Below are 26,718 nucleotides of genomic sequence, written 5' to 3'. Positions count from 1 at the left end.
CGGTCAGATGCACCTTGTAGACAATCCAGGTCGTTGACCCCTTCTTGGCGTAGTGCACCTCCGGATCATAGTGTGAAGCAGCGATCAGCGATGAAGGCGCAAGCCCCTCTTGTTGGGTCCGCCGTTGCATCAGGCGAGTGGACCCACGGGGTGCGCCAGCCTTAGATCCCGCAGGTGGAGCATTGTTGATGAGAAAGAAGCTTTGGGTCCAGACTTACCGCAGGAATTCAACAGTCGGGATCTCGCACAGCCATATTGGCGCACCAGGAGCCATGGTGGCCGCAAGCACCTGATGATCATCACGACCAATCTGGTCGGCGTGGGTCCGCCGCTTCGCCTCGACTTGCGACACGTCACGATTGCCCGCTCGCTGGCCATAGCGCTCCACAGCTTTTGCTCACGGCATAATGCGAGCAGCGTATCGAGCATCTGCTCTTCTGCGCCTTTCGTCAAAAGACGACTGCAGAATTCGCGCAGAACCGAAGCATCGAAGCTAAGGTCGGTGAGTTCCAGTCCCAGCAGGTATTTCCAATCGATGCGGCTGCGGACAGCATCGGCTGATTGGCGATCAGAGAGGTTCTCGGCAAACTGGAGCAGAGTCACAAGGGCCAACCGCCACGGGCATTTGGCTGGCTGCCCACACCGGGCGAAGAGTGGCGCGAACTGGGCGTCAGTGAAAATCGTCCCGAGCCGGTCGCGCAAGAGCAGATAAGGATTGTCACGGGGAATGACCGCGTGAGCGATGGTTGCGGTCGAAGCTGGGACATCCCCAACCAAAGTGGGGCGGAGCGACATGGAACCCTCCAGGTCTGGGACTCAAGTTCCCACAGCCTGACGCCGAGCCCGCCTCAACCGCTCCAACCTATTCGCCAGCAGTATCTAAAACGAAACAACTCCATGAACGCATTTTTTGCGAGTGATGCGCCATTGGAAGCACCCCATAACATAAATGTGATTCTCTTTGCTCTAGCTTCCACGGCATACAGACGCGCCCTTCATCATTACAAAGTGCTGGAGCTTCAAGTGGCCGAGATCACTCCTCACGTCGTTGAGCCGACACGACGCGACTTCCTGTTCATCGCAACTGGCGCAGCTGCTGCCGTCGGCGGCTCTCTCCTAGTGTGGCCTTTCATCCAGTCTTTGGCGCCGGACGCGGCGACCGTGGCAGCCGGCGCTCCAGTCGAAATTGATCTGGAACCCATTGCTGAAGGGCAGCTCGTGAAGCTTTTCTGGCGCGGCCAGCTGGTCTTCATTCGCCATCGCACGGCGGAGGAGATCAAGGCCGCTGAGGATGTTAACCTCTCGACCCTGCGCGATCCACAGCCCGACTCGGCCCGTGTTAAGCCGAATCGTACCCAATGGCTGGTCGTTTACGGAAACTGCACCCACCTCGGCTGCGTACCGCTCAGCCATCAAGGTGAGTATAAAGGCTGGTTCTGCCCCTGCCACGGCTCGGTGTTTGACACGTCCGGCCGTGTCCGTGGTGGCCCGGCTCCGATTAACTTGCCAATCCCGCCCTATGCCTTCGTGTCTGACACGAAGGTCGTAATTGGCCAAGGGGAGACGGTGTAATTTGCGCGACGTTTAGGTGCTTGATCCCAGGATTTGATAGTGCATCGTTGTCGCCCCTGAGCACGGCGATCAGGCCGGCAACTGAGCGACTTTGAGGTCGCGGCGGGCATCCTTGATGATGGCCCAGGATGACTGGAGGAACAGCCCCGCGATCACACCTGCGACGACAAGGTCGGGCCACGGGGTTGCGGTCCAGGCAACGAGGCCGGCGGCGATGATCACCGCCGCGTTGCCGATGGCATCGTTCCGGCTGAACAGCCACACGGCCCGGACATTGGCATCTCCGCTCCGATGCGGCAGCAGCACCCAGGCCGAGACCACGTTGACAGCCAGCGCGATGCCCCCAAAGACGCCCATGATATCGGCCTCGGGTTGCTGGAGAACGAAGACCCGGTAGACGGAGGTAACAAGAACACCGAGGCCGAGAAGTCCAAGGAAAATGCCCTGCAGCAGCGCGGAGCGGGCGCGCCAGATCAGGCTCCACCCGATGGCGAGAAGGCCCAGGAGCGTGATGGTGCCGTCGCCCAGGAAGTCGAGGGCGTCCGCCTTCAGGGCCTGGGATCCGGAGACGAACCCGGCCACGATCTCGGCTAGTCCATAGCCGACGTTGAGCACGACGACGATCCACAAGGCGCGCTGATAGGCCGGGGTGACGTGGGAGTAATCCTGGATCTTGTTGTCGTCATCGTCATCGCCGCTCATGCTGTGGATCTCCTTTTAGTTGGACGTTGCACACGATGAAGCGGCTTCGCAGCAGCGCCGGGAGCCTGGCGCTGTCGATCCGCAGGTCCTCCTCGGGCACGTTGTACACCATGCCTCCCGCGAGGAAGCCCAACGCGACCTTCATCAGCCCGATGGTGATCCACTCGCCCGGGCAGCGGTGGGTCACGTGATGCTCGCCTCCGCCTTGGGGGATGAAGTTGAATGGGCTTTGGTCCCACTGCCGGAACCGCTCCGGCCGGAACTCTCCCGGCCTGTCCCAGGTCCGCGAAATCGTTGTCGGTGCCGTATAGGTCGAGCATGACGCTGGTGCCCCGCGGGAAGTGGTAACCGCTCCAGTCGAAGTCGTCCCGGACCCGCGCCATCACGGCCGGGAAGAACGAATAGACCCGGCGCACCTCCTGCACGAAGAGGTCTGTGTACCCGTCATCATCCTGAAGTTTCTGCCGGCATTCGGGGTGGAGGTGCAGCGCGTGCGCGGCGAAGGTGATGAAGACGGAAACGGCCACCGTCGGGCGCAGGAGGTTCAGCACCGCCACGGCGGCCACGCGGGCGGGCAGCAGCGTGCCATCCAGCCCTTTGTACGCTGCGATGACATGAAGTGGGCTCTGCTCCGGTGGGCTGAGACGACCGGCCCGCACCTGCTCGACGATGCCTTCGATCCACCGCTCCGCACGCCGACGGGCCAGACGCGACCACAGATGCCTCGGCCCCACCGAGCCCGCGGCATCGAACATCGCCACCAATTGCCTTGTCCTGCGGATGACCTCCCCTTCGGCGAGCGGAACGCCCGCCCAGGCGCAGACGGCGCGGGTGAGAATCGGATGGAGCTCGGGATACAGGACCACACGGTCCATCGAGGTCCATTCTCGGGCCTGGGCCTGCCAGTGATCCGCAACGAGGTCGCCCAACCGTCCGATGCTCTCGGGCCTCATCAGCGAGAGGAACATCCGCTTGCGGTGCCGATGGTCCTGATCGTCCAGGCCCTGGATGCCGCCCTTGCCGAGCAGCGTGGCCCGGACCGGTTCATCCGGCATGGCGCCATGCCGGATGAACCGGTCCGGGTCGTAGAACAGCCTGGTCGCATCCGGTCCGGTCATGCAGATGGTCCTGCGGAGCATGATACGGGTCTCGAACAAGTCGGTGCCGTGGCGTCGGCAGCGGTTGGACACGAAGTCGTAAGGCTCGCGGAGCAGGGCCAGGGTGCTGTCGAGACTGGCATCGCGTGGGATCCGGCGCACAGGCAATCTCCGTTCAGCCGAGCGAGGCCATGTCGCCGAAACCCTTTGCTGCGGCCGTCTTGGACGGGGATGCGCCCTGCTCGGTCCGCAGCGTCCGCCAACAGGCGGGTGTCAGGCGGGAATGATCCTGGAGACGAACGTCATCATCGCTCATCCGGAGCGCCTTTCCTGCGCGCGCACACCGGGACGCACCGGCTCTGCACGAGATCCGCGAAAGGCATCGATCACGAGCAGGGCAACACCCGCGGAAATAAAGACGTCGGCTATGTTGAACGTGAATAGCCGCCAAGCCATGGGATGAAGGTCGAGGAAGTCGGTCACAGCCCCATCCAGCACCCTGTCGATCAGATTCCCCAGGGCGCCTCCGGCGATTAGGCCGAACCCGGTGCGCTCGCCCAGGCCTCGGGCCCGCAGGGCGGACCAGGTCACGAAAGCGGTCGCCAATGCCTGCACGATCAACAGGATGGCGACCCCTGTCCCCGTATCTGCCGAGAACATGCTGAAGCTGACGCCGCGGTTGAACGCCAGCGAGAGGCTCAGGAAGGGCAAAAGGGGCTCCACCGTATTCGTCAGGTACATGGAGGCGAGGAGCTTGGTCCCGAGGTCGACAGTGGCCGTGAGCGCGATCAGGCCGAGGACGAGGACAGTCGATCGGGCACTCACGGCGCGTCCATCCCAACGTGCTTCATGCCGTGCAGGAAGGTCAGGTTTCCAAAGATCGTCCTGCGACGGTGAACCTGCCGGATATCCTCAAACCCCGTCTGCTGCATCAGCTCAGGCAGGAGACCCTGGAGGTTGTCGCGCGTGTTCGAAAAACCGTCGAAGACCTGCACGGGAAGGTAGGCGAGGCGCATCAGGAGGTTGTCCGGCTGGGCCCAGTCCGCAATCACGATGCGGCCTCCCGGGCGCAGAACCCTGAAGGCCTCCGCGAACGCGGCCCGCTTGGTGGGCTGCTCCAAGTGGTGGAAGACAAGGCTTGACACGACCGCGGTCGCGGACCCGCCGTCCAGCGGCAGGGCATCCGCGAATGCTTGCTCGAAACGGATGTCCAGGTGTGCTTCGGCGGCCTTGGCCCTGGCACGACCCAGCATTGCCTGGTCGGGGTCGATCCCGACGACAGTGGCCTGGGGAGAAGCCGCCTTCAGCATCGACGCGAGCGTCCCGGTACCGCATCCAAGGTCGACGATGACGTCGCCGGGCTTCGGCGCGATGGTGGCGACGAGCCATGCCTTCCAGACATCCTCGGCCAGGAAGCGGGCGATCAGGCCGTCGTAGAACCCTGTCAGGCTGTGGAGCCCGAGCGCGGGGACGAACGGGCGCGGAGTGGCCTTCATGCCGCCCTCACGCATTGCCGCGGAAGCCGAGCAGGCGCATGGCGTTGGCGGTGACCAGCACCGTCGCGCCCGTGTCGGCGAGAATGGCAGGCCACAGGCCCGTGATGCCAAGGATGGTGGTGACCAGGAACACTGCCTTGAGCCCGAGCGCCACGACGATGTTCTGGCGGATGTTGCCCATGGTGGCTTCGGAGAGCGCGATCATGCGGGCGATGTCGAGGACCCGGCCGTGCAGCACAGCGCCGTCCGCGGTCTCCAGAGCCACGTCCGTACCGCCGCCCATGGCGATGCCGACATCCGCCGCCGCCAGCGCCGGGGCGTCGTTGATGCCATCGCCGACCTTGGCGACCACCTGCCCCTGCGCCTTGAGTTCGTTGACGATCCGGAGCTTGTCCTGCGGCAGCAGGTCGGCGCGGGGCTCCACGCCCAAGGTACGGGCGATGGCCGCCGCCGTCCTGGCGTTGTCTCCGGTGAGCATGATTGGCGTGATCCCGCGCGCCTTGAGCGCCTGCAAGCCGGCGATGGCATCCTCACGGGGCTCGTCCCGCACGGCGATCAGACCGACGGGCGTGTCGTTCACGAGGAGAACGGACACGGTCTTGCCCTCCTCCTGCAAAGCACTGATGCGGGCGTCGGCCTCCGGCGGAAGCGGCGCGATGGCAGCCGTCGCTTTGGGCGAGCCCAGATACAGCCCACGGCGACGGAAGCGTCCCTTCACGCCCTTTCCGCCGAGCGCCATCACGCCGACTGCGGGAGCGACCTCAATCCCGTCGGCCCGCGCACGGGCTACGATGGCCTTAGCGATGGGATGGGACGAGGTGGCGTCGAGGGCGGCCGCATCCTCCAGGATCTCACGCTCGGTGCCCTGCAAGGCAACGATGTCGGTGACCTTGGGACGACCTTCGGTCAGCGTGCCGGTCTTGTCGAGGGCAACCGCCGTAACCTTGCCAAGGATTTCCAGCACCGCGCCGCCTTTGATCAGCAGGCCACGCCGGGCGCCCGCCGCCAGGCCTGCCGCGATGGCGGCCGGGGTCGAGATCACGAGGGCGCAGGGGCAGCCGATCAGCAGAACGGCCAGTCCTTTGTAGATCCACTCACCCCAAGGCTCACCGCCCAGCAGCGGCGGCAGGATGGCCACGAGGGCACCGACGACAAGCACGGCGGGGGTGTAGTAGCGCGAGAAGCGGTCGATGAAGCGCTCGGTCGGGGCCTTCGCCTCCTGCGCCTCCTCGACCAGACGGACCACCCGGGCGATGGTGTTGTCCTGCGCCTCGGCGGTGACCCGCACGCGCAGGGTGCCGTCGGTGTTGATGGTGCCGGCGAAGACGCTTTCGCCCTCCCCCTTGCGCTTCGGGGTGCTCTCGCCCGTGACCGGAGCCTCGTCGATGGCGCTCTCACCCGACACGATGAGACCGTCGGCCGGAACCCGGTCGCCGGGCCGGACCGCAATCACGTCGCCTACCGCGAGGGTCTCCGCCTGAACCTCGGCCAAGCTGCCATCGCGCTCGATGAAGGCGGTCTTCGGCACCAAGCTGGTCAGGGACCGGATGCTGGCCCGGGCACGGCCGGCGGCAACGCCCTCCAGCAACTCGCCGACGAGGAACAGCAGCACCACGATGGCGGCCTCCTCGGTCTCGCCGATGATCACCGCGCCGATTGCGGCGATGCTCATCAGGGTCTCGATGGTGAAGGGTGCGCCGGCCAGGGCCGCGGACACGGCTCGGCGGGCGATCGGCACCAGCCCGATGGCCATGGCGGCAGTGTAGAGCCAGGCCTCATAGCCCGGCAGGAGCGCGGCCAGTCCCCAGGCGGCGGCGAGGGCGATGCCGCAGAAGAGCGTGAGCCACCCCTTGGCCGAGCGCCACCAGGGACCATCGTCAGTCCCGTGGTCATGGTGATGCCCCGCCTCCTCGCTGATGGGCAAGATGCCGTAGCCGAGGTCGCGGACCACCTTCTCAACCTGCTCACCCGTACCGGGCCCGTCGACCCGCAGGCGCAGGGTCTCGGTGGTGGTCGTGATGTTGACGTCAGAAACGCCGGGCACGCGGGTGAGCGCGGTTTCGATCTTGCGGGCGCAGCTCCCGCAATCCATGCCCTCGACGCGGTAACGCAAACGGTCGGTCATTGCCAAAAATCCAATTCGTTCTTATCTGCCGGGCAGCCTACAACCTCTAGCGGTTAGAGGATCAAGAGGGTTTTGCATGAATCTCGCCATTGGCGACCTGTCTCGACGAACCGGAGTGAAGATCCCGACGATCCGATACTACGAACAGATCGGCCTTCTGCCTTCGCCAGCCAGGACCGAGGGCCAACAGCGGCGCTATGGCCCGGCCGAGGTGCGCCGCCTCAACTTCATCCGCCACGCGCGGGAGCTCGGGTTCGAGGTCGATGCCATCCGGCAACTCCTGGGCCTCGCGGATGATCCCGACCGCTGCTGCGGCGAGGTGCACGACATCACCAAGGCCCATCTGGACGAGGTGAAGGACAAAATCGCCCGCCTAACCGCCCTGCGCGACGAGCTGGAGGCCATGGTCGCGTGCGACAACCGACGGATATCCGAGTGCCGGATCATCGAGGTGCTCGCCGATCATGGTGAGTGTCAGCACCAGCAACACTAGGAGCGCGCTCCTAGTGTTGCTTACAGTATCGCGTTCCCGAGGGATCCTTATGATCCTGGCATGTGCGCAGGAAGAACGCCGTTCAATGCGGGGATAGAGCTGCATTGTGCGAACTGCATGAGACGTCTGAAGGGGTAACTCGACAGAGTTATATCGATTTTCTGACAGCTTATAGGCGCCAATACTGAGCCGCGGCAACAAATCCATGCAGGCCCTTAACCGCGTTAAAGTATTGTGTGGACAGGCTTTTCAAAAGAAACCTATAGAGGGCAGGTCCGTCCAAATTTGGCGTCACGGCTTCGGACAAGGATCCTCGTCTGGACGAAAGTCCGACCTCCTCCCAGACGAAGGTTGATTGCAGGAAAACTTACCCTTGTGTACCTTCAGGCGCTCAAGGGTAACATTCGGGGCAACGATGTCAGAGTGGGTGTCGCCGACAAGGTTGCAAAGTCGGAGCCCTGGCCCGGGTCCGGTGAGCCTCACCCACCAGTTCGCGCTGACCGGAAGCGTCATTATGCTTGTGGCGATGATGGCTGCCGGCTGGTTCACCGCCAAGATCGCTTCGAAGGTGACGATCGAGAACACTGCCTCGGCAACGGCTCTCCTCCTGGACAGCATTCTTGAGCCGCTGACCCAAGAACTCGCGACGGCAGAAGTTTTATCTGTTGGCCAAGCAGCCGAGCTGGATCGGTACCTGGGAGAAGATCAATTTAAGCAGCGATTTCCGTACCTGGAGATCTGGAAGGCAAGTGGACGCATTGCGTATTCAACGACCCCCGGTTTGGCTGGCCAGACGTTTCCTCCGCCTGACGGACTTGTAAGAGCCCTGGAAGGACAGGTCTCTGCCCAGTATGCCGATGTTTTCGAGCGTTCAAATCTGATCCGGAATATCAGCGGCAAGTATCTCGAAATCTACGTTCCCCTTCGCGAGGATCGCTCAGGCCGTGTCATCGCCGTTGCCGAGATTCACGAGAGCTCCGCATCGCTTGAGCGCGAGCTTTGGTGGCTGCGCCTCAAAACTTGGCTGGCGATCGGAGGTGCGACTGCGCTCATCATGACGGGCCTGTTCGGAATCGTGTATCGGGGCAATAGACTGATCCGCCTCCAGCAGCGCCAGCTTCACGAGCGATTGGTCGAGATCGAGCACACATCCCAACACAATCAAATCCTTAAGGAGCGGGCTCAGCGGGCCTCCGGCCGCGTCGCCGAACTGACTGAGAACAACCTGCGGAGAGTCGGCGCGGACTTGCACGATGGCCCCGCGCAGCTCATCGGCCTAGCCGCTCTAACCGTAGAGCACGTCCGGCGCGCCCAGACACCTGCGAAACGGGAAGAAGAATTGCAGTTGCTGAATTCCGTGCTTTCGGAGGCCCTCGGCGACATTCGAACCATGTCGAAGGGGCTGATGCTGCCCGAGATAGAAGGTCTACCGCTCCCGGATATCATTAGACGAGTGGTCTCCGATCATGAGCGGCGGACAGGGACGAAGGTTGCCGTTCATTGCGATGAGATTCCATGTGCCCTCACGTATGCGATTAAGATCTGCGCGTACCGGTTTGTCCAGGAGGGGCTCAACAACGCCTTCCGCCACGCAGGTGGCAATGGTCAGTTGATAACATGCAAGCTCGACGGCGCTGCTCTACACCTGGTCATGCAGGATGACGGAGGAATAGGCCCCAGCGGCACGGTCGGCCGGGACTTCAGCCTAGGCCTTGTAGGCTTAAGGGATCGAGTCGAGAGTCTGGGCGGCGTCTTTTGTGTGAGTCAGAGGACGAGCGGGGGTACAAGGGTTGAAATGACCGTTGTTGTTGCTGAGGCGAGCCAAGATGGCTGACAAAACCCGTATTGTAGTGGTGGATGATCACGCGCTCTTACGAGCCGGACTTGTACGTGCGCTCGCACTTGACTCCATGATCGAGATCGTCGGGGAAGGCGCCTCGGCGGCGGATGCGATCGAGCTTGCGAGAATCCATGACCCCGATCTTATCCTGCTCGACATATCAATGCCAGGCAATGGAATAGAAGCAGCGCGTGCGATCCGTGATCTTCCCAATCCTCCTCGGGTCGTCATGCTGACTGTCTCAGCGGACGACGACGACGTAGTGCGTGCACTTGAGGCTGGCGCCGTGGGCTATATCCTGAAAGGGATCGATGCTCGCGATATCATTATGGCCGTGACAAGCGTGAAGGCCGACGGATCCTTCATCTCTCCTGACCTCGCACTCCGCTTGCTGTCGAACAATACTCGAGTGCAGGCAGGCCCGCATGCAGCCGCCGCCAAGCAGATACGGGGAGAGTTTGAGGGCAGCGTGGAACTACACTGAATCCGCCGGATCGTCCTGCCAAGGGCTCTGTTGCAGTAACTTTGTGGCACACGAACTATAGCGCGTTCAAATACCTCAAGAGCTACTACATCCTGTGGCTTGACACGTTAATGCAACAGATGGGGTAATCGGCTTCGCGCCATCTTTCATCGACCGTCGGAGGTGCTGCGCTTCAGGCTGATGGTACAACGTGGTCTGGATAGGACCAGCCACAAGCATCAGTGGGAGAAGCGCAGCATGAAGCATTATGCCGGCCTCGATGTCTCGGTCAAAGAGACCTCTTTGTGCATTCTGGACGAGACGGGCAAGGTCTGTCGCGAACTGAAGGTGACCAGCCATCCCGACGACCTGGTTCAGGTGCTCCAGGATCCAGCCTGGCGGCTCGAGCGGGTCGGGCTCGAAGCCGGTCCGCTGTCGCAGTGGCTCTACAGCGGGCTGGCCATGGCCGGGCTGCCAGTCATCTGCATCGAGACGCGCCACACCAAGGCGTTCCTGAAGGCGCAGGTGAACAAGACTGACCGCAACGATGCTCGCGGCATCGCTCAGATGATGCGGGTCAACCTGTTCCGGCCCGTTCATGTGAAGACGCTGGCCAGCCAGAACCGACGCGCCCTGCTGACGGCCCGTAAGTTGTTGCAGGAAAAAGCCATTGCCATTGAGAACGACATCCGCGGTCTGCTGCGCAACTTCGGCCTCAAGGTCGGGGTCATTGGCAAGGTCAGGTTCGAGGACCGGATCCGCGAGCTCGTGGCCGGCCTGCCGGAGCTGGCTGAGATCATGGCTTGCCTGCTCGAAGCCCGTCAGAGCCTGCGGGAGCGCTTCGCCGCTCTTCACCGGAAAGTGTTGGCGACCGTCCGGGACGATGACGTCTGCCGGCGCCTGATGACCATTCCGGGTGTCGGTCCCGTGGTGTCGCTGGCCTTTAGCGCCACGATCGACATTCCGGAGCGGTTCAAGAATTCCAAGGCAGTCGGCCCCGCTCTGGGGCTCACGCCGGTTCTCAATCAGTCCGGCGAGAGTAATCGGATCGGACGCGTCTCTCTGTGCGGCGACGCCATGATGCGCGCGCTGCTCTATGAGGCGGCCCAGGTGCTGCTGACCCGGGTGCAGAAATGGTCCTGGCTGAAGGCCCGGGCTGTGAACGTGGCCCGACGGCGCGGCCTGCAAAAGGCCATCGTGGCTCTGGCGCGCCGTTTGGCTGTGATCATGCACCACCTCTGGAGCGATGGCACCGAGTTCCGCTGGACCAAGGAGGGTGTCTTGGCAGTCGCATGATCGCTCAGAGCAACCGCCTGTCACCCGAAGAGGAGGAGATCCAAGATCCGCCCTCCGGTGGAGAGACGTCCCTCGCGGGACGATGGATGAGGTGACTTCGCGTGGGCTCTTGTGTCGATCGCGTTTTGCGCGATCAGAACGCGCAACAGATTGGGCCACCTCATTCTTCTGATCCCATACTGGGAGAGCCCGAGAGCTGATCCCGAAGAGAAGCAAGGCCCGCGAGTGACATCAAACATCGGAGTAGTAAAACAGCCCGAAAGCGCTTGACCTTAAACCGCCGAATAGAGAAGAGCCCTCCCCCACGTCTCCAGACTGCTAGCGGGCGGCTGCCCACCTGACCTACTCGCGTGTCGCAGGTCAGCGTTAACTGCTTGCTAACCATACTGCCGCAGTTTGCGCACCCCACCGGGGCAGATCGGCTGATGAATTTTGCACTTCACCGCTCTGGCCAAGCGAAACTGCCTGTTAATTACAGCGGGGATCGAGTTCATGGAGATCAAGTGGATGTTGACCCACGAAGATGCTCAGCCCAAGCCGGACTTTACAGCCTTCGACAGTGGCAAAGCCATCGGGCGAGTCTGCCAGATTGAGGACGGACCGGTCCGAGGATTATGGCTTTGGACCATGACGGCTGCCCAGCCTGCATCGCCCTCTGCTCAACTGACCTGCGGCAGAGCAGCCGAGGGAGGCAAGGCCGGGCGCTGTCTGATTGAGGCCTATCAGGCGCTCCTTGCGCATCCCTATACGCGACCGACATCAGGCAATGAGGTTGGCTTGCGGCCGTAGGATGATTAGAGGCCGAAAGCGGTCCTGGGCAGCGAGTAATGCCAGGGCATCATGATGGGCACCGCGGCCCGGGTATGCGCCCGCCGTATAGAAAGCGACGAGGCAGGAGAATGAACATCCGCCGGCCAGAACTTCGACCCGCACCACCATCAACGAAGTCTACTGTTTCACGCAAATCTTCCCTTTCCCACAACTCGGCGTCGTAACGTCTGCACTGGGTCAAGCCACGCAATTACCCACTCCAGGAGGATCTGCTTCGACCGGATTAGCCGACCGAGCCCTTACGTCTGGGGAGTTCCAAGAACACACCTTACCTTGGCAGCCTGATTGATCGTTCCGCATACTGAGCCAAGACGTCCCACCACCCCCTTTGAGTTAAGGGTGAGGGTGAGACCCGGAGGTTTCGCTCTGATCAGTGAACTTCGGCATTACCAACCAAAGACAGCTTTTCCTTTCTAACTAAGGGTTTGCGTGAGATTTTGATCTCGTGATCGATAATCTGAACAGGAGGTCAGCATGGAGTTGTCCGTCCGCGAGGCGCTGGCGCAGATCACCACGGTGCGGGACATGGTTCGAGCCTTCCAGGATGAGGATCATTGCCGGCGCTTGCTTGAGGCGATGATGTGGCCGAAAGGAGGGGTCTGCCCGGCGAGCGGTTATCACCGCTCCATCGCCTTAACCGGCCGGGAGAAGGGGAAGCGGGCCCGGCCAGGGCTCTACCAATGCTCGAGTGGTACCTGCCGCTTCCAGTTCACGGTCACGACCCGCAGGCCTCTGCACGGGACCAAGCTTCCACTTTGGGTCTGGCTGTCCGGCCTCTGGCTGATGCTGCAATCAGATGAGGGCATCTCCTCCATTCGTCTGGCGGAAGCGCTCGGCGTCAGTCGGCCGACGGCTTGGCGCATGGGGCATGCCCTGCGCCTGATGGTTAGGCGCGAGCAGGCGCTCGATGGCGTGGTTGAGATCGACAGAGTGTATCTGGGTGGCAAGCCGCGGCGGGAGATGAAGTATTCTCCACCCGGGCGTGGACGCAAAGACCAGCCGAAAACCTTGAAAACACCTGCGCTTGTGGCCGTTCAGCGGCCTCCGGATGTGAGCGTCGGTTCGCCGTCCGGTGAGGTTCGGGCAGCAGTCATTGAGGACCTGTCGGAGTCCGAGGCTGACAGGGTTCTCACGGATGTCTTTGATCCCGCGGCACGTCTGATGAGCGATGAATGGAAGACATTTGTGTCCTTGGGGAGCGCCTTTGCGTCCCATGACACCGTCCATCATAAGGCTCGCGAGTATGCCCGCGGGCCGGTGCACATCAACTCAGCCGAGGGCCTCAATGATCGGATCCGCCGCACGGTCTCAGGCGTGTTTCACCACATCAGTCCGCATCACGCGGATCTGTACTTTAACGAGATCGGTTTCCGCTGGTCGCAGCGGGTGGTCACGAGCCAGGCGCAGCGACGAACGCGCAAGGGACGGCCGGTGACCAAGATCTTGTGGGCGCGCATACCGCCCGCCTTGCACCTCCCGGCTGTGTTCCGCTCAGTCGTGGGACGCGAGATGCGCCGAACGAAGGCCGGCGGCATCGACCTCGTCTCGAAAGTAGCTGTCTTTGGTTGATAATGCCGGCATATAATTAGGAACAGATCTTGCGCTGACCCCAGGGAAGATCACCCTCAAGGCTTCATATGCCGCCACCTCGCATAACTTGCACCAGACATGATGATGCTGCAGGCTTCATCCACGCGCGCTGGCGTTCCGGGTCTCGTACAATGCACTCAGAAAGGCCTCCACAAGCCGCGATCTCGGAGCATCTGGAGGTCTGAGAAGAAGAGCCCGGAAGTAGATGGCCGGCTCGAACGGAGCCGTTGAGACTCGACTGAATGATGCATGATCGATCGCCAGAGGGTTGGCAATGCCGATTCCTGCGCCCTCGCCGGCGAGGGTAACGACGGTTGAGGAAAAGGGCGTTTCAACAACGATCTTTGGCTCAACATTGGCGGCCGCCAAGGCGCGATCCATGGCTTTCCTCACCGTGTCTTCCGGCGACAGCGCCAGCAGGGGATAGCGGGCGAAATCCGCTGGCGTAATCACGTCTCGACCGGCCAGCGGATGGTCGCGAGAAAAGACGCAAACAGCCCGCGGTGTTGCGAACACGGTGGTCTGCACCCCCGACACATCGATCTCGTCAGCCGCCAGTCCCAGGTCGACCTGCCCGGATGCGACGAGATCCTTGACGACTGACGAGGTCCTGATCTGCAGCGAAATGCGCGCATCGGAAAAATGTTGAAGGAATCTTGTCACGGCTCGTGGGATCAAGACCTGCCCGAGAGCCGCGAGCGAGGCGATCCTGAGCGATCCTTCGCCAACCTCTCGGATCCTGGCTGCCGCCGCTTGGAGCCGATCAAGGCCAATCAGGTTGCGTTGCACCTCCTCGTGGAACAGGCGGCCGTCCCGGGTCGGAATCAGGCGTCCTCGCACTCGGTCGAAGAGGGAGAACCCGATACTTCGTTCCAGATTCGCGATCGTTCGGCTCACCGTCGGCTGCGATGTGCCGAGCAGTTCCGAAGCGCGTCCCGCTCCCCCGGAAATCATGACGGCGTGAAAGACTTCGATATCGTGCAGGTTCATGACGAATCCATATCACAAATGAATAGAGTCTGTCGCTTTCGAACATAGCTTGCCACGTCATTCTATGATGCTGTGGCCAGCCAGGAGACAGACAGTGATGCGGACCGAGACAACCCTAATTCACCCGCCCCGTACGGCCGACGAGCCATTCCAGACGTTGACCGTCCCCCTGCACCATGCGTCAACGGTCACCTTCGAGACCATGGCCGCCTTTGAGAGCCGTCATGAGCGCCTCTATGATGGCTACTCGTATGGGCTCTATGGCACACCCACGAGCCGATCACTGGAACAACAGATCGCTGCTCTCGAGGGCGGAACGCGAGCGCTCGTTACCCCATCCGGGCTCTCCGCGATCAGCCTGGTCTGTATGGCCTTCGCGCAGAAGGATGATAGAATTCTCATGCCCTCTTCGATGTATGGGCCCGCGCGAACAATGGCCCAACGGCTTCTTGCCCCTCTTGGGATTGACACCGTCTTCTACGATCCAACCATTGCCGGTTCTGTGGGTGACCTGCTCGACGACCGCACGAAGCTTGTCTGGGTCGAGTCCCCCGGATCGGTCACTTTCGAGATTCAGGACATCCCTGCCATCAGTGCCGCAGCCCATGCGCACGGTATCCTAGTCGCCGCCGATAATACATGGGCGACGCCAATCCTGTTCAATCCTCTCGCCCATGGAGTCGACCTGTCCATGCAGTCGCTGTCGAAGTATGCCAGCGGCCATTCCGATCTCAACATGGGTTCGATTGCTGTCAAGGAAGAGGCACTGTTCCGGCGGCTAAAGGATGTCGCCCGCTTCCTCGGCCTCGGCGTCGGCGCCGACGAATGCTTCCTATGCATGAGAGGCCTTGTGACTTTACCTCTGAGGTTAAGGCAATCGGAGCAGTCATCATTGCAAATTCTCGAATGGCTCCGGGATCAAGACTCCGTTGTGCAAATCCTCCATCCGGCCGAGCCCAACCATCCCGGTCACGCGGTTTGGACGCGTGACTTTCGAGGATCCTCAGGCGTGTTTTCGATCGTGTTGGCGCCGCATTCGGCTGACGTTATCGAGCGGGCGTTTCAGGAACTCAGATTGTTCAAGATCGGGGCAAGCTGGGGTGGTGCGCACAGCCTCGTTGCGCCCAGCAATCCTCGCTCCGGCCGCGACGACCTGGCCTGGTTATCGACCGGGCATCTGATCCGACTATCCATCGGTCTGGAAAATGTGGCCGATCTCATTGAGGACCTGCAGCGGTTCTTCGGTGCTTTGGGCGCCACGGCGACGGACAAGCGCAGGTTTCACACGAATCTCGGCGCTTCCAGCGCTGAGTAATCCAGAGGGAAGCAAACGATGACAAACAAACGGTTCATGGCGGCACTCTTCACGATCGGCTTGGCGGGTACGATAAGCTTGCCCGCGCAAGCCCAACAAACCGTTGAGCAGATCAAGCAGCGCGGCTATATCAGCTGCGGAGCAAGCCAAGGCAACGTTGGCTTTTCCGCGCCCGACGAGAAGGGTGTCTGGAAAGGGCTCGACGTGGACACGTGTCGCGCCGTTGCCGTTGCTATCCTGGGCGACAAAGACAAGGCCAGATTCGTTCCACTGACTGGCCCGCAGCGGCTGACCGCTTTGCAAACGGGCGAGATCGATATCCTGCCACGCACCACCACCTGGACATTGCGCCGCGATGCTAATGGGCTGAATTTTTCCTTCCCGAATTATTACGAGTACGACGGCTTCCTGTTGTCCCGGAAACTGGGCGTGACCGAAACGAAGCAGATGAAAGGCGCCTCCGTCTGCCTGCAAACCGGATCGACAACGGAGGTGACGCTTGCGGATCTGTCACGCAAGTACAACCTCGATCTCAAGCCGATCCTGTTCGACAACGTTCCGGCCACCCGGCAGGCCTTTTTTAGTGGCCGCTGCGATGCGCTGATCTCCGATGCGTCGGCGTTGGCAACCACGCGGGCGACCCAAGCCCCGAATCCCGAGGATTACGTGATCTTCCCGGCGAGCGGCCACTTCGAAGGTCTGGCCCCGTCGGTTCGGCATGGCGACGATCGTTTCTACGACATCGTCAAGTGGTCGTTCCAGGCCCTGATTGCTGCGGAGGACATGGGAATTACGCAAGCCAACGTAGACGAGATGCTCAAGTCGAGCGACCCGCAGATCCAACGTTTCCTCGGGATGGAGCCTGGGAACGGTCAGGCGCTGGGTCTTGACGAAAAGTGGGCTTACAACATCATCAAGCAAGTCGGAAACTATGGCGAGATCTTCGACCGTCATATTGGCAAGAACAGCCCAATCAAGCTCGATCGAGGACCGAACAAACTCCACAAGGACGGCGGGCTCATGTTCCCCCTCGTCTTTAACTGACGCTGCCGGTGCGCCAGGAGGGGTCTCGTGCGGTCCCTCCTGCATCCGTCCTGTGAGATAAAAGCAATGTCCCGACTGTGGTTTGATGCGCGGTTCCGCTCCTACCTTTGGCAATCTCTCATTATGCTGGCATTCCTTGCCACAGTGACATGGCTCACGGCCAACACACTCGACAACCTCGTCCGGCGCGGTATCCAAACCGGCTTCGGGTTTCTCAGCCGGCCGGCGCGCTTTCCGATTGCTGAAGGCTTTCTCGCTTATGATCCGACAAATCCTTATCTGAAAGCTTTTGCCGTCGGGTTGCTGAACACCCTTTACATCTCAATGATCGTGATTGTCGTCGCGACGGCTTTCGGCTTCTGCATCGGCTTGGGGCGTCGCTCCCTCAATCCGCTCGTCCGCGGCCTCGCGTCATGTTTCGTCGAAACGATGCGAAATACTCCGCTCGTGGTCCAGCTCCTGTTTTGGTATGCATTATTGACCATTGGGCTTCCCGCGCCGCGCGCCGCACTTGAACCGATGCCCGGCCTGTTTCTGTCGCTGCGCGGGCTGTTCTTCCCATGGCCGATCGTGGAGGGCGGCAGCGGGCTCTTCGGAAGTGCCTTGCTGCTTGGCAGTGCAATGGCGCTTAGAGCATTTGCTTGGCAAGCATGTCTTGGTCGCCCAAAGCGTCGAAGCCCTCCCCTGTGTGCTGGGCTGGGTGGTCTGGCCATTCTACTGCTTGGATTAACTGTCTGGGCCAGCGACATCCGTATCTCCCTGGACCAGCCTGTCTTGCGAGGTTTCAACTTTACCGGGGGAGCCACGCTGACGCCTGAATTCATGGCACTTGTCGTCGGACTTGTGCTCTACACGGCAGCATTTGTTGCGGAGATTGTCCGGGGCGGCATCGACGCCGTACCGAAGGGCCAGTGGGAGGGCGGCAGGGCCCTGGGACTGCGCGAGGAACACATTCTATGGCTCATTGTTGTGCCGCAGGCGCTGCGCATCATAGTACCGCCCATGACCAGTCAGTTTTTGAATGTCGTCAAGAACACAACCCTGGCCTTGGCGGTCGGTTACCCTGATTTTGCCTCCGTGATGGCGACAACGATTAACCAGACTGGGCAGGCGATCGAAGGCGTTCTGATCCTCATGAGCGTCTACCTGGCGATCAGCTTATCCGTCTCGACCTTCATGAACTGGTACAATCGCCGCATGATGCTGGTGACACGATGACCACAGCTTCGAATCTGCCACTTGAACCGATCGCAGACGCGGGAGACAACGCGGTCCTAGCCCTCAGGCCACCGGCGCGGCGCAAGGCTCCGATTGCGCAGGTTCTGTTTGGCACTATCGGGAATACCCTCCTGACCCTTGCCACAGCGGCTATTCTTTTGGCGGCAGTACCGCGCCTGATCCAATGGGGTATTCTCGACAGCATCTGGACGGCAACTGATGGATCGGCCTGCCGCGAAGCGAGCGGCGCTTGCTGGGCGTTTCTGCGCGCCAAATTCCGGCAGATTCTATTCGGAATCTATCCTCCAGACCAGCAATGGCGCCCGCTCCTTGCAGTCACAATGCTGTTTTGTGTCATTCTCTACAGTTTGCCACCACGCAACTGGGATCGTTTCCTCGTTTTCTTGTGGTGCATCGCTGTGGCCTGCTTCCTGGTCTTGATGCAAGGCGGGGTGCTTGGTCTCACCTTAGTTCCAACTGCATACTGGGGCGGGCTGCCGGTGACGCTCATTCTCGCAGTCTCGGCACTGGGAATTGGCTTTCCTTTCGGTGTCATCCTTGCGCTCGGGCGCCGCTCGGCTCTGCCCGTGCCACGGATCCTGTCGGTTGGACTGATCGAGGTCATCCGTGGGTTGCCTCTGGTCAGCCTTCTGTTCATGTCGTCGATCATGTTGCCGATCATGCTCCCGGAGGGGCTGACCATTGATAAGCTTGCCCGTGCCGGTGTGGCTTTGACAATCTTCTCGGCCGCTTATCTCGCTGAGGTTGTACGGGGCGGCTTGCAGGCGATTCCAGAGGGCCAAGCTGAAGCGGCACGGGCGCTCGGCCTGAGCTGGGTTGATACCATCCGCCAGGTCATTCTGCCTCAAGCCCTTCAGAAGGTCATCCCGCCCCTGACCAACACCGTCATTGTTATGGTGAAGAACACGGCGCTGGTTCTGGTCGTCGGCCTGTTCGATCTCCTCAGTTCAGGAAAGGCAGCCTTGGCTGACCCTTCCTGGCCGAGTCCGTTCGCCGAGACCTATCTCTTCATTGCAATGATTTACTTCGTCATCTGCTTCGGCATCTCACGCTACAGTCTTTATCTCGAGAGGCGTGCCGCGGCAGGCCAGGTGCGGTGACGCGATTTGACTCTTACCTCAGCGATCGGATGGCAAAATGCCTTTTTCAGTTAAACTGATCGATGGTTCGGTGGGTCGATCTGTCGACCCTAAAGCCGAAGCCGCCGTTCAGATGATCGACGTGCACAAGTGGTACGGCGAGTTCCACGTGCTGCGGGACATCAACCTCAGTATCCGGCGCGGCGAGCGCATTGTCATCTGTGGTCCCTCGGGTTCCGGCAAGTCCACGATGATCCGCTGCATCAACCGCCTGGAGGAGCACCAGAAGGGTCGCATCATCGTCGACGGGACGGAGCTCACCAACGATCTCAAGCGCATCGATGAGGTGCGTCGCGAAGTCGGCATGGTGTTCCAGCACTTCAACCTCTTCCCGCATCTGACAGTTCTCGAGAACTGCACGCTCGCGTCGATCTGGGTGAAGAAGATGCGCAAGAAGGAGGCGGAAGAAGTCGCCATGCACTACCTGACCCGGGTCAAGATCCCGGAGCAGGCGAACAAGTACCCGGGCCAGCTCTCCGGCGGCCAGCAGCAGCGCGTGGCGATCGCCCGCTCGCTGTGCATGAGCCCCAAGATCATGCTGTTCGACGAGCCGACCTCGGCGCTGGACCCCGAGATGGTGAAGGAGGTGCTCGACACCATGGTGGGACTCGCCGATGAGGGCATGACTATGCTGTGCGTGACGCACGAGATGGGCTTTGCCCGTCAGGTGGCGGACCGGGTGATCTTCATGGATTACGGGCAGATTGTGGAGATGAACACGCCGGACGAGTTCTTCCGCAACCCGCAGCACGAGCGCACCCGCCTCTTCCTGTCCCAGATCCTGCATTGATGTTGTGGCAACCAGCCACCCCAGGTGGGGGCCAGCGCATGATGTGATGGGACTCCCCACCTTCTAACAAGTCGGTTCTGAGTAACTGTGTCGGGCTGGACTTATGCGCTGGAAGGAAGTCTTCAGGGGGCTCAGGGTTGAAGAGGGTGCCATGTCTGAGCATGGCGCAGGCCACATTCAGGAGGCGGTCGGCCACACTGTGCAAGGCGCGTGGATGAGAATGACCGCGTTCGCGAAGTTGATCATACCGGCTTCGGCTTGTCGCATCGGTTTGGATCGCAACCCGCGACCGATGGTACAGTGCCAACCGAAGCCTCACGTGGGCTGCCCGGCGCATGCTCACCACCCAGCGTTTGCCGCTGCGGCGGGTCACAGGGGTCACACCGCAGAGGTTGTGCAGAGCCTGGTGGTCGCGTCGGCTGAGGGGATCTGAGGCCTCGCTCAGCAGCGTTGCCAGCACCATTCGGCCCCCGGGAAGAGACCGCAGGATGGCGGCATCACCGGGTCTCGCATCCGGATGGGCTTCTTGACCGAGGCTAGCAATCTGCTCGCACAGCTCGTCGAGCTGACGCGAGGTCTCCTTGAGCTGGCGGTACACGAGCCGGACATGGGCTGCCAGCATCTCGATGGGCATCGTCAACTTAACGACTTGGGACAAGTCTAGCCCCTTCAGGAGCATTAGATTAGGCACTCGCGACACCGGTCACCTCGGCCCAGACCTGAGAAGCCTGAGCGCGGACACGGCGATGATTTACGGCATTGGTGTTTGCGGGACGGCGGAAGAGGGCCGGGTCACCGCCTCGCAGATCGCCTCGGCATCGGCCATGTCGTTCTTCTGCCGCTTTACATACGGTTTGACGTAAGCCGGCGGCATGAGCTTCACCTCATGGCCGAGGCTCTGGAGTTCGCGCGACCAGTGATGAGCCGAGGCACAGGCCTCGATGCCGATCAGGCAGGGCGGCAGGCCCGCAAAGAACTTGAGCACCTGCCCGCGCCTGACCTGACGTCGGATGATCACTACCCCTTCGGCATCAATACCGTGCACCTGGAAGACGGACTTGGCGATGTCCAGGCCAATAGTGGTGACCGTGCTCATGGGCTGCTCCTGTGTCGCTGGCTGCTCGAAGCAGCCATGCTACCTCACCGCTCGGTGGGAGCCGTCCACAGCATCAGGACCGGACCTTCATCGCGTTCCAGGCTATTCTTGCGAATGACGGTCCAACTCGGCCTGGATCTCGACCGCGAGATCTCGCACCAGCTCGCGGTACTCGGCGCAGCGCGCCTCCCTCACGGGTGAGGACGATCGTTCCCAGTGTACGAGAGCTGCCTGCGCCGCGGCGAAATCCTCGCAGAGCGACTGGAAGCCTTCGTCCGTCCGAGCCAATTCCGCGATGGCATGTCCCCGGTCGGGGAAGCGTGCGATGGCGGCCTGGACGGCGTGCTGCATGGTGTAACCCCGTCGCCGGGCTCGGACAGCGCGGGTGCGCCGTCCCACATTTGCCAGTATCCGCCCATGCCGTTCCCTTGGGGAGTATGTTACTGTAGTTTACGGGGAGAGGCGTCACGTACGCCCGCGGACAACGGACCGATCCATGCTCGGTGGAGGCGACGGCACTGTCAGTGCCTCGCCGCAGGCGCAGTCGCCGCCTGCGGCGGAGGACGTACGCGCCCAGCTCGACCGCCTCCTTGCCAGCCCCGACCTCGACGCGCCCGCGCGGGCGCGCAGGTTCCTCCGCTATGTTGTCGAGGAGACGCTCGCCGGCCGCGCGGAGCGCATCAAGGCGTATGCCATCGGCACCGAGGTGTTCGAGCGGAGTTCAGACTTCGATGCGCAGAACGACCCAGCCGTGCGCATCGAGGCCGGACGGCTGCGCCGGGCGCTGGAGCGCTACTATCTCTCCGATGGCTTGTCGGATCCGGTCGTCATCACCATCCCCAAGGGGGGCTACGTCCCGCACTTCGCCTGGCGCACGCCGCAGGCCGCGGAACCCCATCCTGCCCCGGCCGCTGTGTCGCCCAGGTCTCCAGCCGATTCGCCGCCACGGCGCTGGATGCCCTGGCTCGCCGCGGTTCCCGTCGCGATCGCTTGCCTAGCCTTCCTCGGCGGGCTTGCCTTGTGGGGCCCGTGGCGCGACGGCGCATCCAGTTCACCCCAAGCGTCCACCCCCTCGCCGCCCGGGGGGCCGACCCTCGTCGTGATGCCGTTTACGGCCCTGGGCGAGCCTTCGGCCGGCCGGACCTACGCCGACGGCCTGACCGAGGAGGTCCTGAGCCAATTCGCCCGCTTCAAGGAAATCACCGTCCTCGGGCGGGAGACGTCACGCAGCATCCCGCCGGGTGCGGACGCCGCCCGCATCCGCCGCGACCTCGGTGTCCGCTACGTGCTGGAGGGCAGCGTCCAGGCCGCAGAGCACCGCCTGCGCATCACGGGCCGGCTCCTCGATGCACTGACCGGCGCCGTCCTGTGGTCGCAGACCTACGACGAGGATGTGCAGGTCCGCGATCTCTTCACGATCCAGAACGATGTCGCACGCAGGGTCGCGACCGCGGTGGCGCAGCCCTACGGCATCATCCAGCGGGCTGACCAGACCCGGACCGGGATCCGCCCTCCCGACGACCTCGAGGCCTACGGATGCACGCTGCGGTTCTACGACTACCGGGCCGCGCTGTCGGAGGAGAGCCATGCCGCGATCCGGACCTGCCTCGAAAGGTCTGTGGCGCGTTATCCTGACTATGCGACCGCTTGGGCAATGCTGTCCGTCCTGTATCTCGACGAGGATCGGTTCGGGTTCAATTTGCGGACGGGGGGCGTCACCCCGATACAACGCTCGCTCGAGGCCGCCCGCCGCGCGATCCGTCTCGATCCGGAAAACGTGCGCTCGCTCCAGGCCCTGATGATGGCGCTGTTCTTCGCCCGGCAGCCCGCCGAGGCGCTGGAGGTGGGCGAGCGGGCATTGGCGCTAAACCCGAATGACACCGAGCTGCTTGGGGAGTTCGGGACCCGGCTCGGCCAGGCGGGAGCCTGGCAGCGCGGCGCCGAGCTGCTGGAGCAGGCGCTCGCCCGCAACCCGGGTCACTCCGGCTACTACAGCGGAACGTTGGCTGTTTACGCCTACATGCAGCACGACTATGCACGCGCCGAAAGCCTGATCCGGCAGGCGGCCCTGGAGAAGTTCCCGCTCTACCATTTCGTCGCCGCCGTCATCTACGCCCAGCTCGGCAAGACATCGGAAGCCGCCGAGGCCCGTGACGCGTTCCTGCGCATGCGCCCGACCATCTTCGAGCACTGGGACGACGAGATGGCCAAGCGGAACTACCGGCCAGAGGACGCGGCCCATTTTGCCGAAGGAGCCCGCAAGGCCGGCTTCCCGGTGCCGGCCCGGACGGCTGCGGAGACGGCCCTCCAGGCGGCCACTCACCAGCGCTGACCGTCTCCACCACCACGTAAACTACACGATGCTACAGGCGCGAACGCTCCGCTGTTGCTAGCGTCCGAGCAGTGGGCATGGCGATTCCGAGGACTTCACCCACGGCTACTGCTGGGGCGAGGAGCCGCAGGTCGGGGCCGTCCGCTGTGCCGGGTAAGTGTCGCGCAGTTCCCCGAACCCACACGCAACGGAGATTTGTCATGACGATGAAGCTAACCCGCCGCCAGGCTGCGATCGGTGCCCTGAGCCTGCTCGCTGGGACCACGATGAGCACCGTCAGTGAGGCCCATCTGGGCGAGCTGCTCGGCATCGATGAAGGGCTCGAGGACTTCTGGCTGGCCACCGACGCCTACATCTACGGCTACCCGCTGGTCACCATGGAGATGACGCGCCGGGTTATTACCAACGTGGCCGCCCCCGAGGGTACCCGGGCCCCGATGGGCCAGATCATCAAGCTCCGGCACTATCCGGATGCTGCGTTCCGCGACGTGACCGCCCCCAACGCCGACACGCTCTATACGACCGCGTTCTTCGATGTCGGCAAGGAGCCCTGGGTGTTGAGCCTGCCGGACATGAAGGACCGCTACTACCTGATGCCGATGCTGGACGGCTGGACGACGGTGTTCCAGGTTCCCGGCAAGCGCACCACGGGCACCGGCCCTCAGACCTACGCCATCACCGGGCCTGGGTGGAGCGGCGCGCTGCCGGCGGGTGTCAAGGAATACAAGGCGCCCACCAGCATCGTCTGGCTGCTCGGCCGCATCTACTGCACCGGCACGCCGGAGGATTACGCCGAGGTGCACGCGCTCCAGGACCAGGTCACGCTGGTGCCGCTCAGCGCCTACGGCAAGCCGTATACGCCGCCCGCCGGCAAGGTCGATCCGTCGATCGACATGAAGACCGCCGTGCGCGACCAGGTGAACCGCATGGACGCGGTGGCGTACTTCACCCTGCTGGCAGAGCTGATGAAGACGAACCCGCCGTCGGCGGCCGATGCCCCTGCGCTGGCGAAGTTCGCCAGGATTGGGCTCGTGCCCGGCCAGGACTTCGATGCGAGCAAGCTGCGAGCCGACTTCGCGAAACGCATCCCGGAGATCGCCAACGACCGGATCATGATCCAGTTCAAGATCAACAAGGACGTGCACGACATCGACGGATGGGGCTTCACGACGAAGACCGGGATCTACGGCACCGACTACCTGATGCGGGCCCTTATCACGGCGATCGGGCTTGGGGCCAACCGCCCGCAGGACGCGGTCTATCCGACCTCGCAGAAGGACGGCGAGGGCCGGGCCTATGACGGAGCCAACAAGTACGTCATGCGCTTTGCCAAGGGCCAGTTGCCGCCGGTCGAAGGCTTCTGGTCGCTGACGATGTATGATGGGGGCTATTTCTTCGTGGCCAACCCGATCAACCGCTACTCAGTCAGCGCGCGCCAGGACCTGAAGGCCAATCCGGACGGGTCAATCGACCTCTACATCCAGAAGGACTCGCCCGGAGCAGACAAGGAGTCGAACTGGCTGCCAGCTCCGGCGGGCAAGTTCATCCTCATGCTGCGGATGTACTGGCCGGACGAGAGCAACCCTTCTATCATCGACGGCACCTGGACGATCCCGCCGGTCCGAAAGGTCAGTGATCGGGCATAACCGTGCACGAAGGTAGGCTAAGCCGGAGGCCTGCCGCATAGCAAGGCAAGTAGGGCCGGACATACCGGCCCTTCGGCGTCGACGCCGCCCTCTCCTGGCAAGCCGTCAGCGGTTGCGGATTTGACTTCGGCACCTACCAGGGAATTCCGTTCTCGGGTGTGATCGGCGACCGTCCACTTTGCACCGACTGCACCTGACGCGAGGATCGGCGCTACGGGTTCGACATGCTTCAGCACGAACCCATGCTCGGCATCAGCGCCCGAATCTGATCCTTAACTTGGCGCATGTACGAGGAGGTTTCCTTAGATCGAGACGTCTTGTTGTGGCCTGCGCTGTGTAGGGGTCCCGCCCGTAGAACTCGGATGGTCCGAAATGGGTCGAGCCTGTGTGAAAACTCAAACCGTGCTCACCGCAGCGAACAATTAGGAAAAGTTTACGTCTCTGTATCGGGGATTTCTCGGTCAATCAGCACCTGTGAGACATAAAATTTCTCCAAGAAGCAGTCCGTCAGCGTTTTCACACATGGGGTAATTCCGGGGCCGCGCCATAACCTGGCTCTGGGAATCAGCTCTCTAAGATCGACGAGGCCCACGCCAGGGCCCTGACCGTGAGGAGGGTAGCCATGGAGCACTATGTCGGACTGGACGTCTCGCTGAAGCTGACGGCGATCTGCATTGTCGATCAAACGGGGAAGATCGTGCGCGAAGGCATGGTCCCCTCCGACCCGGAGGTGATCGCGGGCTTTGTTCAATCCCATGCGCCGCATGTGGCCCGGGTTGGACTGGAGATCGGAGCGACGGCGACGTGGCTCTGGAACGAGCTGAACGCGCTGGGATTGCCGGTCATCTGCATCGATGCCCGACATGCCAAGGCGGCGTTGAAGATGCAGATCAACAAGAACGACCGCAACGATGCGGCTGGCATCGCCCGCATCATGCAATGTGGATGGTACAAGCAGGTGCACGTCAAAGACCGCGGCAGTCACGCCATCAAGGCCCTGCTCGCCAGCCGCGCTCTGCTGGTCAAGCTCAAGCGCGATCTGGAGAACCAGATCCGCGGACTTCTGAAGAACCTCGGGCAGGTGATCGGCCGGGCCAAGATGAACGTGTTTGCCAGGCGTGCGGCCGAACTGCTCGAGGACAGGCCGGAACTCGCCGCCGCAGCCCTGCCGCTCCTCAGGGCGCGTGAGGCTGTCGAGCAAGAGATCGCGGATCTTGATCGCAAGGTACTGCGACTGGCCCGCAGAAGTGCTCAGGTGCAGCGGTTCATGACAGTCCCGGGAGTCGGTGCGATTACGGCACTGTGCTTCCTGGCAACGATCGATGATCCCGCCCGCTTCACGCGGTCGAGGAGCGTCGGAGCCTATGCGGGACTGACGGCACGCGGCTACGCCTCCGGCGAGACCGATTGGACCGGCCGGATCTCAAAATGCGGCGACACGATGTTGCGCAGCTACCTCTACGAGGCCGCCAACGTGCTGCTCACCCGCGTGGCCAAGTGGTCGGCGCTGAAGGCGTGGGGTCTCAGGCTGACTAAGCGCAGCGGACTGCGCAAAGCCAAGGTTGCGGTGGCGCGCAAGCTCGCCGTGACGTGTTAGACAATGGTGCAAAGTTTGCGCTCAG

The 26,718-nt window shown here is 62.2% G+C and carries 24 protein-coding genes and 1 pseudogene; 14 read left to right on the top strand and 11 right to left on the bottom strand.

Translation table 11 applies throughout. From position 1 onward, the window contains the following. Window positions 1-129: 129 nt before the first annotated feature. Window positions 130-795, bottom strand: coding sequence for a transposase (locus JAO75_RS24910; protein ID WP_246742551.1), 666 nt, complete (start codon window positions 793-795; stop codon window positions 130-132). 102 nt (window positions 796-897) lie between these two features. Here JAO75_RS24910 and petA point away from each other — a divergent pair, with 102 nt between their 5' ends. Next, entirely contained in the window at window positions 898-1,572 is a 675-nt protein-coding gene (gene petA, locus JAO75_RS16195) for a ubiquinol-cytochrome c reductase iron-sulfur subunit (RefSeq protein ID WP_199050170.1), read from the top strand. Window positions 1,573-1,641: 69 nt separating this feature from the next. Here the strand turns inward: petA and JAO75_RS16190 are convergent, their stop codons facing one another. Genes JAO75_RS16190 through JAO75_RS16165 form a run of 6 tightly spaced genes read right to left on the bottom strand, consistent with a single transcriptional unit; the run spans window position 1,642 to window position 6,992 of the window. Then, the gene (locus JAO75_RS16190; RefSeq protein WP_199050169.1) at window positions 1,642-2,274 is read right to left on the bottom strand and encodes a cation diffusion facilitator family transporter; all 633 of its coding nucleotides are present in this window, start codon (window positions 2,272-2,274) and stop codon (window positions 1,642-1,644) included. Next, window positions 2,271-3,533 carry a cytochrome P450 family protein gene (locus tag JAO75_RS16185; RefSeq protein ID WP_246742550.1) on the bottom strand — a complete coding sequence of 421 codons (1,263 nt, stop codon included), beginning with the start codon at window positions 3,531-3,533 and terminating at the stop codon, window positions 2,271-2,273. Before JAO75_RS16185 ends, JAO75_RS16190 begins: the two co-directional genes overlap by 4 nt. A 13-nt stretch (window positions 3,534-3,546) precedes the next feature. Next, a complete protein-coding gene (locus tag JAO75_RS16180; RefSeq protein ID WP_199050168.1) occupies window positions 3,547-3,687 on the bottom strand; it encodes a hypothetical protein in 141 nt (46 codons plus the stop codon). Continuing rightward, window positions 3,684-4,196, bottom strand: coding sequence for a signal peptidase II (gene lspA, locus JAO75_RS16175; protein ID WP_199050167.1), 513 nt, complete (start codon window positions 4,194-4,196; stop codon window positions 3,684-3,686). Before lspA ends, JAO75_RS16180 begins: the two co-directional genes overlap by 4 nt. Then, a complete protein-coding gene (locus JAO75_RS16170; protein ID WP_199050166.1) occupies window positions 4,193-4,867 on the bottom strand; it encodes a class I SAM-dependent methyltransferase in 675 nt (224 codons plus the stop codon). Before JAO75_RS16170 ends, lspA begins: the two co-directional genes overlap by 4 nt. Before the next feature lie 7 nt (window positions 4,868-4,874). Beyond that, entirely contained in the window at window positions 4,875-6,992 is a 2,118-nt protein-coding gene (locus tag JAO75_RS16165) for a heavy metal translocating P-type ATPase (RefSeq protein WP_199050165.1), read from the bottom strand. 76 nt (window positions 6,993-7,068) lie between these two features. On the opposite strand from JAO75_RS16165, the gene JAO75_RS16160 reads away from it, so the two are divergent. The 5 genes from JAO75_RS16160 (at window position 7,069) to JAO75_RS16140 (ending at window position 13,484) form a co-directional block, all read left to right on the top strand. After that, a complete protein-coding gene (locus JAO75_RS16160) occupies window positions 7,069-7,485 on the top strand; it encodes a MerR family transcriptional regulator (protein ID WP_199050164.1) in 417 nt (138 codons plus the stop codon). Window positions 7,486-7,957: 472 nt separating this feature from the next. After that, on the top strand, window positions 7,958-9,319 hold the full coding sequence (locus JAO75_RS25380; RefSeq protein ID WP_199050163.1) for a histidine kinase: 1,362 nt from the start codon (window positions 7,958-7,960) through the stop codon (window positions 9,317-9,319). Then, window positions 9,312-9,809, top strand: a complete 498-nt coding sequence (locus JAO75_RS16150) for a response regulator (protein ID WP_199050162.1) — start codon at window positions 9,312-9,314, stop codon at window positions 9,807-9,809. Before JAO75_RS25380 ends, JAO75_RS16150 begins: the two co-directional genes overlap by 8 nt. 237 nt (window positions 9,810-10,046) lie before the next feature. Next, window positions 10,047-11,084: an IS110 family RNA-guided transposase gene (locus JAO75_RS16145; protein WP_199050161.1), complete on the top strand. Its 1,038-nt coding sequence runs from the start codon at window positions 10,047-10,049 to the stop codon at window positions 11,082-11,084. 1,305 nt (window positions 11,085-12,389) lie between these two features. Beyond that, a complete protein-coding gene (locus tag JAO75_RS16140; RefSeq protein WP_199050160.1) occupies window positions 12,390-13,484 on the top strand; it encodes an IS1595 family transposase in 1,095 nt (364 codons plus the stop codon). 117 nt (window positions 13,485-13,601) lie between these two features. Here the strand turns inward: JAO75_RS16140 and JAO75_RS16135 are convergent, their stop codons facing one another. After that, window positions 13,602-14,495, bottom strand: coding sequence for a LysR substrate-binding domain-containing protein (locus JAO75_RS16135; RefSeq protein ID WP_199050159.1), 894 nt, complete (start codon window positions 14,493-14,495; stop codon window positions 13,602-13,604). Window positions 14,496-14,592: 97 nt separating this feature from the next. On the opposite strand from JAO75_RS16135, the gene metC reads away from it, so the two are divergent. The 5 genes from metC to JAO75_RS16110 all read left to right on the top strand — a co-directional run bounded on the left by metC (window position 14,593) and on the right by JAO75_RS16110 (window position 20,022). Next, window positions 14,593-15,810: a cystathionine beta-lyase gene (gene metC / locus JAO75_RS16130; protein ID WP_199050158.1), complete on the top strand. Its 1,218-nt coding sequence runs from the start codon at window positions 14,593-14,595 to the stop codon at window positions 15,808-15,810. A gap of 18 nt (window positions 15,811-15,828) precedes the next feature. Further along, window positions 15,829-16,854: an amino acid ABC transporter substrate-binding protein gene (locus tag JAO75_RS16125; RefSeq protein ID WP_246742549.1), complete on the top strand. Its 1,026-nt coding sequence runs from the start codon at window positions 15,829-15,831 to the stop codon at window positions 16,852-16,854. Window positions 16,855-16,881: 27 nt separating this feature from the next. Then, on the top strand, window positions 16,882-18,072 hold the full coding sequence (locus JAO75_RS16120) for an amino acid ABC transporter permease (protein ID WP_343234632.1): 1,191 nt from the start codon (window positions 16,882-16,884) through the stop codon (window positions 18,070-18,072). Beyond that, window positions 18,069-19,193 (top strand): amino acid ABC transporter permease, encoded by a 1,125-nt coding sequence (locus tag JAO75_RS16115; RefSeq protein WP_199050157.1) that lies wholly within the window; start codon window positions 18,069-18,071, stop codon window positions 19,191-19,193. Before JAO75_RS16120 ends, JAO75_RS16115 begins: the two co-directional genes overlap by 4 nt. A gap of 112 nt (window positions 19,194-19,305) precedes the next feature. Beyond that, window positions 19,306-20,022 carry an amino acid ABC transporter ATP-binding protein gene (locus JAO75_RS16110; RefSeq protein ID WP_199050208.1) on the top strand — a complete coding sequence of 239 codons (717 nt, stop codon included), beginning with the start codon at window positions 19,306-19,308 and terminating at the stop codon, window positions 20,020-20,022. Here the strand turns inward: JAO75_RS16110 and JAO75_RS25485 are convergent. The 3 genes and pseudogenes from JAO75_RS25485 to JAO75_RS16095 form a co-directional block, all read right to left on the bottom strand. Continuing rightward, window positions 19,919-20,644 carry a transposase gene (locus JAO75_RS25485; RefSeq protein ID WP_425523200.1) on the bottom strand — a complete coding sequence of 242 codons (726 nt, stop codon included), beginning with the start codon at window positions 20,642-20,644 and terminating at the stop codon, window positions 19,919-19,921. The genes JAO75_RS16110 and JAO75_RS25485 overlap by 104 nt on opposite strands. 159 nt (window positions 20,645-20,803) lie before the next feature. Then, window positions 20,804-21,118 (bottom strand): annotated as a pseudogene (locus JAO75_RS16100) (IS110 family transposase); the annotation flags it as partial. Window positions 21,119-21,220: 102 nt separating this feature from the next. Then, window positions 21,221-21,469, bottom strand: a complete 249-nt coding sequence (locus JAO75_RS16095; RefSeq protein WP_199050155.1) for a hypothetical protein — start codon at window positions 21,467-21,469, stop codon at window positions 21,221-21,223. A 34-nt stretch (window positions 21,470-21,503) separates the two neighbouring features. On the opposite strand from JAO75_RS16095, the gene JAO75_RS16090 reads away from it, so the two are divergent. From JAO75_RS16090 to JAO75_RS16080, 3 genes are all read left to right on the top strand, one after another. Next, complete coding sequence (locus tag JAO75_RS16090; protein WP_343234631.1) at window positions 21,504-23,450, top strand: adenylate cyclase; 1,947 nt, start codon at window positions 21,504-21,506, stop codon at window positions 23,448-23,450. A 206-nt stretch (window positions 23,451-23,656) separates the two neighbouring features. Then, complete coding sequence (locus JAO75_RS16085; protein WP_199050206.1) at window positions 23,657-25,096, top strand: DUF1254 domain-containing protein; 1,440 nt, start codon at window positions 23,657-23,659, stop codon at window positions 25,094-25,096. A 622-nt stretch (window positions 25,097-25,718) separates the two neighbouring features. Next, complete coding sequence (locus tag JAO75_RS16080) at window positions 25,719-26,693, top strand: IS110 family RNA-guided transposase (protein ID WP_199050154.1); 975 nt, start codon at window positions 25,719-25,721, stop codon at window positions 26,691-26,693. Window positions 26,694-26,718: the final 25 nt, after the last annotated feature.

Origin of the sequence: Microvirga splendida, from assembly GCF_016427565.1 — a bacterium.
GTDB classification, from domain to species: domain Bacteria; phylum Pseudomonadota; class Alphaproteobacteria; order Rhizobiales; family Beijerinckiaceae; genus Microvirga; species Microvirga splendida.
The sequence above is the reverse complement of the archived record's forward strand: the minus strand, read 5'-3'. Positions and strand labels throughout refer to the sequence as shown.

Excerpts from the sequence above, each read along its gene's own strand:
- JAO75_RS16150 (WP_199050162.1), top strand. The coding sequence starts at position 9,312 with ATGGCTGACAAAACCCGTATTGTAGTGGTGGATGATCACGCGCTCTTA.
- JAO75_RS16095 (WP_199050155.1), bottom strand. The coding sequence starts at position 21,469 with ATGCAGCACGCCGTCCAGGCCGCCATCGCACGCTTCCCCGACCGGGGA.
- JAO75_RS16180 (WP_199050168.1), bottom strand. The coding sequence starts at position 3,687 with ATGAGCGATGATGACGTTCGTCTCCAGGATCATTCCCGCCTGACACCC.
- JAO75_RS16140 (WP_199050160.1), top strand. The coding sequence starts at position 12,390 with ATGGAGTTGTCCGTCCGCGAGGCGCTGGCGCAGATCACCACGGTGCGG.
- JAO75_RS25485 (WP_425523200.1), bottom strand. The coding sequence starts at position 20,644 with ATGCTGGCAGCCCATGTCCGGCTCGTGTACCGCCAGCTCAAGGAGACC.
- JAO75_RS24910 (WP_246742551.1), bottom strand. The coding sequence starts at position 795 with ATGTCGCTCCGCCCCACTTTGGTTGGGGATGTCCCAGCTTCGACCGCA.
- JAO75_RS16085 (WP_199050206.1), top strand. The coding sequence starts at position 23,657 with ATGAAGCTAACCCGCCGCCAGGCTGCGATCGGTGCCCTGAGCCTGCTC.
- JAO75_RS16110 (WP_199050208.1), top strand. The coding sequence starts at position 19,306 with ATGATCGACGTGCACAAGTGGTACGGCGAGTTCCACGTGCTGCGGGAC.
- JAO75_RS16165 (WP_199050165.1), bottom strand. The coding sequence starts at position 6,992 with ATGACCGACCGTTTGCGTTACCGCGTCGAGGGCATGGATTGCGGGAGC.
- JAO75_RS16080 (WP_199050154.1), top strand. The coding sequence starts at position 25,719 with ATGGAGCACTATGTCGGACTGGACGTCTCGCTGAAGCTGACGGCGATC.
- JAO75_RS16145 (WP_199050161.1), top strand. The coding sequence starts at position 10,047 with ATGAAGCATTATGCCGGCCTCGATGTCTCGGTCAAAGAGACCTCTTTG.
- JAO75_RS16115 (WP_199050157.1), top strand. The coding sequence starts at position 18,069 with ATGACCACAGCTTCGAATCTGCCACTTGAACCGATCGCAGACGCGGGA.
- JAO75_RS16160 (WP_199050164.1), top strand. The coding sequence starts at position 7,069 with ATGAATCTCGCCATTGGCGACCTGTCTCGACGAACCGGAGTGAAGATC.
- JAO75_RS16135 (WP_199050159.1), bottom strand. The coding sequence starts at position 14,495 with ATGAACCTGCACGATATCGAAGTCTTTCACGCCGTCATGATTTCCGGG.
- JAO75_RS16190 (WP_199050169.1), bottom strand. The coding sequence starts at position 2,274 with ATGAGCGGCGATGACGATGACGACAACAAGATCCAGGATTACTCCCAC.
- petA (WP_199050170.1), top strand. The coding sequence starts at position 898 with ATGAACGCATTTTTTGCGAGTGATGCGCCATTGGAAGCACCCCATAAC.
- JAO75_RS16170 (WP_199050166.1), bottom strand. The coding sequence starts at position 4,867 with ATGAAGGCCACTCCGCGCCCGTTCGTCCCCGCGCTCGGGCTCCACAGC.
- JAO75_RS16125 (WP_246742549.1), top strand. The coding sequence starts at position 15,829 with ATGACAAACAAACGGTTCATGGCGGCACTCTTCACGATCGGCTTGGCG.
- metC (WP_199050158.1), top strand. The coding sequence starts at position 14,593 with ATGCGGACCGAGACAACCCTAATTCACCCGCCCCGTACGGCCGACGAG.